Source organism: Paenibacillus azoreducens (genome assembly GCF_021654775.1).
GTDB classification, from domain to species: domain Bacteria; phylum Bacillota; class Bacilli; order Paenibacillales; family Paenibacillaceae; genus Paenibacillus_AQ; species Paenibacillus_AQ azoreducens.
In genome coordinates, this window is sequence record NZ_AP025343.1 from 2,463,474 (window position 1) to 2,474,282 (window position 10,809).

The window sequence follows — 10,809 nt, forward strand, 5'->3', positions numbered from 1 at the left end:
GGAAAGGCGTGGTAAAGCATGGCATTTGAAAATCCAACGCGTGATGAAATCAGGGGGATTCTCGAAAACGCAGGCAACATTGCGGTCGTCGGCTTGTCGGACAAAACCGACCGTACTTCCTATATGGTCGCCCAGGCGATGCAAAACCGCGGGTACCGCATCATTCCGGTGAATCCGACGGTGGCGGGCCAAACCATATTGGGGGAGACCTGTTATGCATCGCTTAAGGATATTCCCGAGCCGGTAGATATCGTCAATGTGTTTCGGCGGAGCGAATACTGTGCGGATATCGCGCGGGAGGCCGCCGAGATTAAGGCAAATGTGCTTTGGCTCCAGCTAGGTATTGTCAGTGATGAAGCGGCGGCAATCGCCGAGGAAAACGGAATGATAGCGATCATGGACCGCTGCATCAAGGTGGAGGAGGCCGTGACGCAGCCTGACCGCTCCAAAAAAGGATAACGCGAGCTTATGCCAAAGCATCCCCGGTTGATTCTTCCGGGGATGCTTTATTTGTTTTATTCCGGGGTCCCCGCAAAGTAATCGGAGTATGCTTCGAAGGTCACGCGTCACTTTGTGGGGTTGAATTTTCGGGGTCCCCCAAAGTAATCGGAATAAACTTCGAAGGCACGCGTCACTTTGTGGGGTTATTAGGATGCATTTTCTTTTGACAAAATCTGAATGAAAGCTTACCATTTTAAATATGTGCAGATTTTGCAGGAAACGGTTGATCGTGAATTTATGCAAAACTCTGATAGGCTATAGAAAGGAGAGTGCCTTTCTTGAATTGGCTCGGATCACTGCAGCAGCTCGGAAGAGCGGTAATACTGCCTACGATGGTGCTTCCATCTGCCGCCATACTGCTGAGCGTCGGCAGTCTTCCCTGGGCCGCATGGGGCCTTCCTCACGTTGCTGAGGTATGTACATGGGCCGGACAGGGCATCTTCTATTTCCTCCCGTATTTGTTTGCGGTCGGCGTAGCCTGGGGGCTTTCCAATCAAGCCGGGCCGGCGGGGCTTGCCGCGCTGGCAGGGATGTTTATTTACGGTCAGATTACCAGGCATATGGGGTACGGCGGCATTCAACCCACAACTCTGATCGGCATTCTCTTTGGCGTTTTATCCGGCGTTGTCTCGAACCGTTACAAGCATATCAAATTGCCTGAAGCGCTGCAGTTTTTTGGCGGGTCAAGGTTTGTTCTGCTTTTTATGGGGCTTTTTTCAACGGCGTTTTCATGGCTGCTGTTATTTATAACTCCCTACTTGCAGAAAGGCTTGGATGAGCTGACGCTGATGATGAGTCATCTGGGCGGTTTCGGTCTATTCTTATACGGCATTTTATACCGGATTTTGACTGCCTTCGGTCTGCACCACCTGCTCAATAACGTCTTTTGGTTTCAGGTGGGCTCTTATCAGGCGCCTTCCGGGAACATTGTGCAGGGGGATATGCCCCGGTTCTTTGCCGGCGATCCGACAGCCGGGAATTATATGGCGGGTTTGTTCCCGATCATGATGTTCGCGCTGCCGGCAATAGCACTGGCCATCATCCAGGAAGCGCGCGAGGATTTGAAGCCGAAGATTAAAAAGACTTTTTTGACGGCGGCGCTCGTATGCTTTTTAACAGGGGTGTCCGAGCAGATCGAATTTGCCTTTTTGTTTGTGGCGCCGTATTTGTTCATTTTGCATGCGGTTCTGTCGGGCGCGGCCATGTGGCTTACGTATGAGATGGATATTCATCACGGTTTCTCGTATTCCGCGGGAGCCATCGATTTTTTCCTTAACCTGCATTTGTCCCATCATGCCTGGCTGCTGATACCGATCGGCGTCGGCTATGGTTTTATTTACTATTTTCTGTTTAGATGGGCCATACGCCGGTTTCAAATTCCGACGCCGGGGCGTGAGGAAGGGTCCACGCTGGAAGATTGGGCGGGAAGTATTCCTTATCAGGCTCCACTCATTTTGGAAGCTCTGGGCGGCAAGGAAAATATCGTCCAGGTGGAATCCTGCATCACCCGGCTGAGGCTTACTGTAAAAAACGACCGGCTTGTGGATGGCAATGCGCTCAAGCTGCTCGGATCGGCCGGACTCATCAAACTTGGCGGAGGGAATGTTCAAGTTGTGTTTGGTACTTATTCCGAACTGATCCGGGAAGAAGTGAACAAGCTAATGCAGCGCGATCTGCCGCAGGTGCTTTTCAGCGCGCCGGTACAGGGCAGAATGCTGCCGATCGAGGAAGTGCCGGATCAGATCTTTGCCGCCAAGCTCGTCGGCGACGGCGTAGCCTTCATGCCTGAGAAGGGGGAGCTTGTCTCTCCGGTATACGGCACAGTAGTGCATATCTATCCGACGATGCATGCCATCGGCATATCCACGCCGGATGGACTTGAAGTACTCCTTCATATCGGTATTGACACCTCCCAGCTAAAGGGAGGGCATTTTTCAGCGGTTGTGCAGGAAGGGGACTCGGTCGAACCGGGCCAACTGCTTGTCAAATTTGACCTGGCTTACATTCGCGCTCACGCGACATCGATAGCGACGCCGATGGTAATCACGAATCCGGACCGCGTCAAATCATGGAGTTTCGCACCGTTTAAAGCGGTCAAAAAAGGTCAGGCGTCAGTTATGTCCGTTGTATTACACGACAGAAATGTTGGGGGTTTGGAATCATGATACAAGGCATCGGAGCATCTGCCGGCATCGCAATTGGAAAAGCATTCGTTCTGCCAAACTGGGAGTGGGATTTGCCTGAAACCGGTATAGACGCAGTCGATCTGGCCAATGAGTTTGAGCGGCTGTATGAAGGGATTCGCACCTCCAAAAACGAGATCGAATATATCAAAAATGAATTCAGGGATATCGTTGGCGAAGAAGAATCCAGCATATTTGATGCCCATCTGGCCATTCTCGACGATCCGGTATTTATGAACGAAATTCAGGGAGTCATCGAACGCCAATATAAAGCCGCAGAAGTGGCGGTTAAAGAAGCGATCGACCATTTCGTCACGATGTTCGACCTCTTGGATGACGAATATATGAAGGAGCGGGCGATGGACATCAAAGATGTCGGCAACCGCCTGCTCAAACATTTGCTTGGCGCTCCGGAAGTTACGCTGCCGTCGGATGCGCAGCCTTATGTGCTGGTCGTCAAGGAACTGTCGCCTTCGCAGCTTGCTCACTTGAATCCGTCCCATGTGCTGGGCGTCGTGACAATGCTTGGAGGCAAAACTTCGCATTCTTCCATCATGGCCCGGGCTATCGGCATACCGCTTGTCGCTGGCATCGAAGGCAAGCTTGAAATCCCGATCCAAACAGGGGATATGCTTGTAATGGATGGCGAGACGGGACAATTGTTCGTGAACCCGGATCAGCAAACCGTCGCGAAATTCGAGTGCGCCCGAACGGAGCAGCAGATGAAGAAAGAACGGCTGGAACTGCTTGCTGCCGTGGAAGCCGTGACCAAAGACGGAGCCGAAATGCGTTTGTCCGCCAACATCAGCTCGGTGAAAGAGCTGGATATGGCCGTGAAATACGGTGCGCTCGGGGTAGGTCTTTTCCGGACGGAGTTTCTGTATATGGACCGGAGCAGTTTTCCGAGCGAACAGGAGCAGTTCGAGGTTTACTGCCAGGTCGTGCAGAAGATGGATGGCCGTCAGGTCGTGATCCGTACCCTGGATATCGGCGGGGACAAGCAGCTGGACTATTTCCCGCTGCCGCAGGAAGATAATCCTTTTCTCGGATACCGTGCGATCCGCATCAGCCTGGAACGTCAAGAGCTGTTTCAAACGCAGCTTACGGCTATTTTGCGGGCCAGCGCATACGGCAAAGCCAAAATCATGTATCCGATGATTTCTTCATTGGAAGAAGTGAGACAAGCCAATCAGATCCTCCGGCGGGCGATGGCTGATCTGGATGCCCGCGGCATCGCTTATGATGCGAATATTCCGGTAGGAGTCATGATCGAAATTCCCGCGGCCGTCACGATTGCGGATTTACTGGCCCGGGAGTGCGATTTCTTCAGTATCGGCACCAATGATCTGGTGCAGTACGTTCTTGCCGTAGACCGGATGAATGAACAGATCGCCCATATGTATCATCCGTATCATCCGGCTATTCTCCGCATGCTGCGCACAACCGTGGAAGCGGCTCGCAATGCAGGGATACCGGTAAGCGTATGCGGCGAGATGGCGGGGGACGAACGTTCCGTTCCGCTGTGGCTTGGGCTTGGGGTGCATGATTTAAGCATGTCGATCCAGTCGCTGCTGCGGGTAAAACACCGGATCTTGAATACAACGGCGGCGGATGCGCGTTCTGTAGCGGAGGAATGCTACAAGTTTGCCACCAACGCTGAAGTTGAAAAGCTGCTCACCGATTTTAATGAGTCCAGTCGGGCTGAGAACCAAAACAAGCCTGTGGAAAAAGGAAAAGACAGTCACGTTTCCTGATGCGAGAAACGAGCGAAAAGCCCATGGCATTTATGCAAATGTCATGGGCTTTTCGGCATCCTCATCCCGGTAAGAAGGAGATGGGCTTTTTGGTAAATAAAACAGCAGGCCAAAACGGGCAGGAATCAAAGGAACGGGAGGCGAATACCAACAACAGCTGAAAATTTACTCTCATCTGAGTATACAGATAAAAAGGCTGAAGGTGGGGTATATGTAATGAGATGTAACTGCGAGCAAAATTTGAGACTTGAACTGCGCACGGTCATGTATACGCGGAACGTGATGATTCGCCATGTGCCTGTGCTTGTTTGCGATCACTGTTTAACCTATGAGCTCATACCATCCATGAAATCCGATTTGAAGAAGTATGTCGATGCGTTCAGCAAGCAGCCGGGAAAAATAAGCTTATCTCTAACCGATTACCATGAACTGGCCGATTTAATATATGAGGTGCTGGCCGAGGGTGAATATTCCGAAGGGATTTTGATGAGTAAACTGGAATATGAGATTGGGGAGCGGATCAATCTTCTGCTGGATTTGTACAAAATGGCGGAAAAAATGCAGGATGAAGACTGGGTCAGGGATATACGCGAGCGTCTTTCACAGCTGTCCGTCAGTTTGCCGGAAATGAGTGTAATGCATGCAGACGCATAAAATGGGACTGCTGACTATATGAAATCGATGGTTTCAAAACGGCTTGCTGATAAGGATAAACGCATGTTTGGAGTGTCTATAGATGAATTTTGAAAAAATCGTCAAGAAAAGTTTTCAGAATTTTTCATAGTTAGTTGGATTTTTCACGAACTTTTTGATACGATAGAGTTAGGGGTTTTAAGTCGGATGAAGGAGATGTATATCATATGGCGACGATGACCAAACTGACTACTAACGATCAGCTGCAAGCTGCGTTTGAAGCTTCGAAAGATAAGTCTCTGCTTCTTTTCAAACATAGTACTCGCTGCCCAATCAGTACCGGGGCCTATCAGCAGATGATGTCATACTTGCAAAACGAGCCGAATGAATCTGTTGAATACGGTTTAATTCATGTCGTAGAGGATCGTCCGGTTTCTTTAAAAGCGGCGGAATTGCTTGGTGTTCAGCATGAATCGCCTCAGGTAATTCTAGTCAAGAATCAGGCGCCAATCTGGCATACATCTCATTCCCATATTACTGTGGATGCTTTGAAACAGCACTTGAGCGACTTATAAAGCGTTATCATTGCAGAATACGACAAATTATCGTATCATAATTTTAACGCAATCAGCGGAAGCCGCCCACTTCAACGAAGTAAGTGAGTAATGAATGTCATACGGTATTAGATGTGTCGTATAACGACAATAATTAGCCAAGGAACTTGGCCTTGCATAGCTAAAATTGAGCCGTGTGGCTTGATAGATGCGAGGCAGGTGGACAAGTTGTCTGATATTTCTAGAACCGTAGGAACTACGGGGATCGCTTGGTACATAAGAGTAACTGTTGTAACCTAGTGCATGGTGCTATCTTACAATGATGCTCTGTTCCCAAGAAGCTCGCACTTCTATCATTAAAGCGAGAGCAGTTCACTGGGTTAACGATTGAAAAATTTATTGGCAATGGAGAGAAGGAATTTGACGGTAACCATTTACGATGTGGCGCGTGAAGCAGGCGTATCGATGGCAACGGTATCGCGGGTTGTAAACAACAACCCCAACGTAAAGCCTCAGACCCGGAAGAAAGTATATGAAGCAATTGAACGTTTGGGATATCGCCCAAATGCGGTGGCAAGAGGTCTTGCCAGCAAGAAGACAACAACCGTCGGGGTAGTCATTCCCGATATTTCGAATTCGATTTTTGCGGAAATTGCCCGGGGAATAGAAGATATCGCCAACATGTACCACTATAATATTATTTTGTGTAACGCGGACAAGAAGAAGGAAAAAGAAATTCGTGTTATTAACACACTGCTTGAGAAACAAGTGGACGGGTTGCTCTTTATGGGCGGCACGGTGACGGAGGAACATATTCAGGCATTCCAGACATCTGCAGTTCCGATCGTGCTGTGTGCAACGCGGGATGAGAACGGCACGTATCCATCCGTTGATATCGACCATGAAGCTGCGGCGTTTGATGCTGTAAATACCTTGATTCGCCACGGCCATCGCGAGATTGCGATGATTAGCGGAACGCTTCAGGATCCTGCCAACGGTTATTCCCGTTTTCAGGGTTACAAAAAGGCGCTGGAAAATGCCGGCATTGAATACCAAGAGGATCTTGTCCGGATCGGAAACTATCGCTATGAGTCCGGAGTGGAAGCAATGAAATACTTCCTTGGACTGAAGAAGAAACCGACTGCCGTTTTTGCGGCTACGGATGAAATGGCCATCGGGGCGATCCACAGCATTCAGGATGAAGGCTTGAAAGTACCTGACGACTTCTCCGTAATCAGTGTCGACAATACGCGCATGGCTTCTATGGTGCGTCCACTTCTGACGACGGTTGCCCAGCCGATGTACGACCTTGGCGCTGTAGCGATGCGTCTTTTGACCAAGCTGATGAAGAAAGAAAATGTGGACAACCCGCGGGTTATTTTGCCGCATGAAACGATTTTGCGTTTGTCCGTAAGCCATGTAAATGAATAAAAAATAGAATCTTTTGAATAGAGATTTGAAAAAGGTTAAGATACGCTGGAAAAAAGCTCCTTACGGGAGCTTTTTTCGGTTTATGTTTATAGAATTTATAGGTTCGATCATACATGGGACAAGGGGATGAAAATGATGGCTGAAACGATTGGAATCATTGGGGCAATGGACGAGGAAGTGGAGCTGCTCTTGGCTGGAATGCAAGGAGCGGAAACCGTAGAAAAAGCGGGAATCCGTTATTATAAAGGCACATACAGCCAGCAAAATGTTGTGGTTTGCAAGTCGGGTGTAGGGAAAGTAAATGCGGCGGTTACGACCCAAATCCTTGTTGACTCTTTTGGCGTATCCAAAGTGATCTTTACAGGTGTGGCGGGGGCCGTAGACCCTCAACTGAACATCGGAGACATCGTTATTTCTTCCGAATGCCTGCAGCACGACATGGATGTCACCGCACTTGGTTTCGATCGCGGGGTTATTCCTTACCAAGAGGTTTCCGCGTTTCCGGCGGACAAGGGTCTGATCGCACTCGCGGAACAAGCTTGCGCCGAGCTTGGCGAAGTGAACTGCCGCGTGGGACGGGTATTGTCCGGCGACCAGTTTATCGCCAGCAGGGAACAGGTTGCCTGGTTTTATGAACATTTGCAGGGAGCTTGCGTTGAGATGGAAGGGGCCGCAGTCGCTCAGGCATGTTATATGAACAGTGTGCCATATGCCGTCATCCGTTCGATGTCGGATAAAGCCGACGGTTCGGCGCATGCGAATTTTGCCGAATTTACCGTGGCTTCCTCGCGCCGTTCGCATGCCATTCTCGATTATATGCTTGGCCATATGTAACGGAGTGGTGAGAGCGGGGGGAGAAGGGAAGATACCCTGCTTTTCGGTCTCGTTTCATTTGAGCATCAGCAATTCAGTCCGAAGGCAGCGAACTTAAACTGAGAAGCAGCGCGGAAGATGAATTTTAATACGCAGGAAGATCCCTCGCAAGACAAGGGGGCTGACCCAGTTCAACAACTTCTGGGCAGCCCCTTTTAAATATATCTGTAATTACTAATACATAAAACGCTGCTGGAATCGGATCCGGTCGAACTGCTCTTCGGAGGTGAGCGGGACTTTGCTGCCGATCCGGACCATTAAGCAATTCGCCGGATGCGAACAAATCTCCGGATCGTCGGTCGCGTACCAGACCATATCCACGACCTTCATTAGCCGCTCCATCATTTTGCGGTAATCCCACACATTAAGCCCGCTGCTTTTTAAATCCCAGTGCCAGTAGTATTCCGTCGTGAACACGATATATTGTTCCATTTGGCCATCCTCGAAGGCGGTTTTAATCATTTTCTGGCCTAGCCCCAGCGAGCGATAGTCATTGGCTACCTCGATGGCTCCAAGCTCGATCAGATCCTCCATATTCCCCTGAGACCAGCGTTCTTGTTCATCCGGATAGTGGAAGGTTACGTAACCGACAATGACATTTTCCTCACGGGTGATAATGATTCTGCCTTCTTCCAGGCCGGCTATCTCCACCAGCGCTTGATGCTGGTCGGCCGGGCGGCGGAAAGCATCGAGATCGGGATGCATGGTCAGCTCGGAAAGTCTTCCGGGAGGCACGGGGCCTTCTACGACCAGGCAGCGCTCATCAAGAGGTATGGTTTGAACATGGTACAGTTTAAGGTGTTCCATCTGGACGCTCCTTTCAGCTTCTACCCTACTTATAGCAAAAAAACAAATAAATGAAAAGCGATGGCGGGAAGATTCATCCTATGCTATAATGATTTTTGACATAAAATAGTCACAACTTTTGATCTTTTTACATCTGTTAGACCTGCTGTATTATGTGTTTTACGCTTATCGCAATCACCCGAGAAACTTTTGGTTTGGAAGACTGATTACGTGTGTATGTTGTCATGTGGCATGAAATCATACAAGATTGTAAGCGCTGCCCTATCATTTGGGGGAGAAACAGAGGGAGGATGAAAGTATGGATCAAAATCAAGTTGAAATTTTACCAAGCGTTGCAAATACGTCCAACCTGGGCGATTATGAAGAAGCCCGCTCAAAGTTTCAATGGGAGGAAGTAGAGAAACATTTCAGCTGGTATGAGACCGGGAAGGTTAACATGGCATATGAAGCCATTGACCGCCACGTTGCGGAAGGCCGCGGTGACAAAAAAGCATTGCTGTACAGCGATGTTTCGCGAGATGAAAGCTATACTTTCGCTGATTTGAAAGAGCAATCCGATAAATTCGGCAATGTTCTCCGCAAACATGGAATCGGCAAAGGAGACCGGGTATTTATTTTCATGCCGCGGAGTCCCGAACTTTATGTCTCCCTCATGGGCATTCTGAAAGTAGGAGCCGTTGTCGGCCCGCTGTTTGAAGCGTTTATGGAGACGGCTGTCAAGGACCGTTTGGAAGACAGCGGAGCTGTCGCTCTCGTCACGACGCCCCAACTGCTCGGACGGGTGAAGCGGGATGAACTGCCTGATCTGAAGCATATTTTTGTCGTCGGCGATAAGGTGGAAGAAGACGGCCAAATTCGGGATTTCTTTAAGGAAATGAACGAAGCTTCATCGGAGCTGCAAATCGAATGGTTGGATCGCAATGATGGATTAATTATACATTATACCTCCGGATCAACCGGGAAGCCGAAAGGCGTGTTCCATGTTCAAAACGCGATGATTCAGCATTATTATACGGGTAAAATCGTGCTGGATTTGCGTGAAGACGATATTTACTGGTGTACAGCCGATCCGGGCTGGGTAACGGGAACTTCCTACGGGATTTTTGCACCGTGGCTGAACGGAGTGACGAACGTGATCCGCGGCGGACGTTTCAGTCCACAAGACTGGTACGGAACGATCGATAAAAATAAAGTTACGGTTTGGTACAGCGCTCCGACGGCTTTCCGTATGTTGATGGGAGCGGGCTCCGACATCATTTCCCAGTTTGAGCTGAGCAGTCTGCGCCATGTACTCTCCGTCGGCGAACCCCTGAACCCCGAAGTCGTCCGTTGGGGGCAAAAAGTGTACGGCCAGCGGATTCACGATACCTGGTGGATGACGGAAACAGGCGGCCACTTGATCTGTAACTATCCATCGATGGATGTCAGACCAGGTTCGATGGGTCGTCCAATCCCGGGTGTACAGGCGGCGATTCTTGATGATAAAGGCAATGAGGTTCCGCCGTATACGATGGGGAATCTCGCGATTAAAGCCCCATGGCCGTCAATGATGAATCAGATCTGGAATAATCCAGCCAAATATCAGGAATATTTCCGGATTCCAGGCTGGTACATCTCCGGTGACTCTGCATATATGGATGAAGACGGCTACTTCTGGTTCCAAGGCCGCGTCGATGACGTTATTAATTCTTCCGGCGAGCGGATCGGGCCGTTTGAGGTGGAGAGCAAGTTGGTTGAGCACCCGGCGGTGGCAGAAGCCGGCGTTATCGGCAAACCGGATGCGACCCGCGGTGAAATTATTAAAGCCTTTATCGCACTCAGGGAAGGTTATCAGGAATCCGAGGAATTAAAAAATGAAATTTATAAATTTGTAAAAGAAGGCTTGTCCGCGCATGCGGCTCCACGTGAAATCGAATTCCGCGACAAGCTGCCGAAGACGAGATCCGGCAAAATTATGCGCCGGGTACTCAAAGCATGGGAACTGAATCTGCCGACAGGCGATCTTTCCACAATTGAGGATTAATAAAAGATCATATTGATAAAACAAGGAAGCACCGGATAATTGGATCCGGT

The 10,809-nt window shown here is 49.5% G+C and carries 9 protein-coding genes; 8 read left to right on the forward strand and 1 reads right to left on the reverse strand.

Annotation, left to right across the window (positions count from 1 at the left end):
• The first annotated feature begins 18 nt into the window (after window positions 1–18).
• From L6442_RS10520 to L6442_RS10550, 7 genes are all read left to right on the forward strand, one after another.
• The gene (locus L6442_RS10520; protein ID WP_212980130.1) at window positions 19–459 is read left to right on the forward strand and encodes a CoA-binding protein; all 441 of its coding nucleotides are present in this window, start codon (window positions 19–21) and stop codon (window positions 457–459) included.
• A gap of 320 nt (window positions 460–779) precedes the next feature.
• Window positions 780–2,666: a glucose PTS transporter subunit IIA gene (locus L6442_RS10525; RefSeq protein ID WP_212980131.1), complete on the forward strand. Its 1,887-nt coding sequence runs from the start codon at window positions 780–782 to the stop codon at window positions 2,664–2,666.
• On the forward strand, window positions 2,663–4,438 hold the full coding sequence (gene ptsP, locus L6442_RS10530) for a phosphoenolpyruvate--protein phosphotransferase (protein WP_212980132.1): 1,776 nt from the start codon (window positions 2,663–2,665) through the stop codon (window positions 4,436–4,438). Before L6442_RS10525 ends, ptsP begins: the two co-directional genes overlap by 4 nt.
• Window positions 4,439–4,654: 216 nt before the next feature.
• Window positions 4,655–5,092 carry a hypothetical protein gene (locus tag L6442_RS10535; RefSeq protein ID WP_212980133.1) on the forward strand — a complete coding sequence of 146 codons (438 nt, stop codon included), beginning with the start codon at window positions 4,655–4,657 and terminating at the stop codon, window positions 5,090–5,092.
• A 206-nt stretch (window positions 5,093–5,298) separates the two neighbouring features.
• Window positions 5,299–5,646 carry a bacillithiol system redox-active protein YtxJ gene (gene ytxJ / locus L6442_RS10540; protein ID WP_212980134.1) on the forward strand — a complete coding sequence of 116 codons (348 nt, stop codon included), beginning with the start codon at window positions 5,299–5,301 and terminating at the stop codon, window positions 5,644–5,646.
• 399 nt (window positions 5,647–6,045) lie between these two features.
• The gene (gene ccpA, locus L6442_RS10545; RefSeq protein ID WP_127603092.1) at window positions 6,046–7,056 is read left to right on the forward strand and encodes a catabolite control protein A; all 1,011 of its coding nucleotides are present in this window, start codon (window positions 6,046–6,048) and stop codon (window positions 7,054–7,056) included.
• Window positions 7,057–7,191: 135 nt separating this feature from the next.
• Window positions 7,192–7,890, forward strand: a complete 699-nt coding sequence (locus L6442_RS10550; protein WP_212980153.1) for a 5'-methylthioadenosine/adenosylhomocysteine nucleosidase — start codon at window positions 7,192–7,194, stop codon at window positions 7,888–7,890.
• A 213-nt stretch (window positions 7,891–8,103) separates the two neighbouring features.
• Here L6442_RS10550 and L6442_RS10555 read toward each other — a convergent pair whose 3' ends face one another.
• Entirely contained in the window at window positions 8,104–8,736 is a 633-nt protein-coding gene (locus L6442_RS10555; protein WP_194229975.1) for a GNAT family N-acetyltransferase, read from the reverse strand.
• 298 nt (window positions 8,737–9,034) lie between these two features.
• Between L6442_RS10555 and acsA the strand changes: the two genes are divergently transcribed.
• Window positions 9,035–10,759: an acetate--CoA ligase gene (gene acsA / locus L6442_RS10560; RefSeq protein ID WP_194229974.1), complete on the forward strand. Its 1,725-nt coding sequence runs from the start codon at window positions 9,035–9,037 to the stop codon at window positions 10,757–10,759.
• The last annotated feature ends 50 nt before the right edge of the window (window positions 10,760–10,809 follow it).

Excerpts from the sequence above, each read along its gene's own strand:
- L6442_RS10520 (WP_212980130.1), top strand. The coding sequence starts at position 19 with ATGGCATTTGAAAATCCAACGCGTGATGAAATCAGGGGGATTCTCGAA.
- ptsP (WP_212980132.1), top strand. The coding sequence starts at position 2,663 with ATGATACAAGGCATCGGAGCATCTGCCGGCATCGCAATTGGAAAAGCA.
- L6442_RS10535 (WP_212980133.1), top strand. The coding sequence starts at position 4,655 with ATGAGATGTAACTGCGAGCAAAATTTGAGACTTGAACTGCGCACGGTC.
- ytxJ (WP_212980134.1), top strand. The coding sequence starts at position 5,299 with ATGGCGACGATGACCAAACTGACTACTAACGATCAGCTGCAAGCTGCG.
- L6442_RS10550 (WP_212980153.1), top strand. The coding sequence starts at position 7,192 with ATGGCTGAAACGATTGGAATCATTGGGGCAATGGACGAGGAAGTGGAG.
- L6442_RS10555 (WP_194229975.1), bottom strand. The coding sequence starts at position 8,736 with ATGGAACACCTTAAACTGTACCATGTTCAAACCATACCTCTTGATGAG.
- acsA (WP_194229974.1), top strand. The coding sequence starts at position 9,035 with ATGGATCAAAATCAAGTTGAAATTTTACCAAGCGTTGCAAATACGTCC.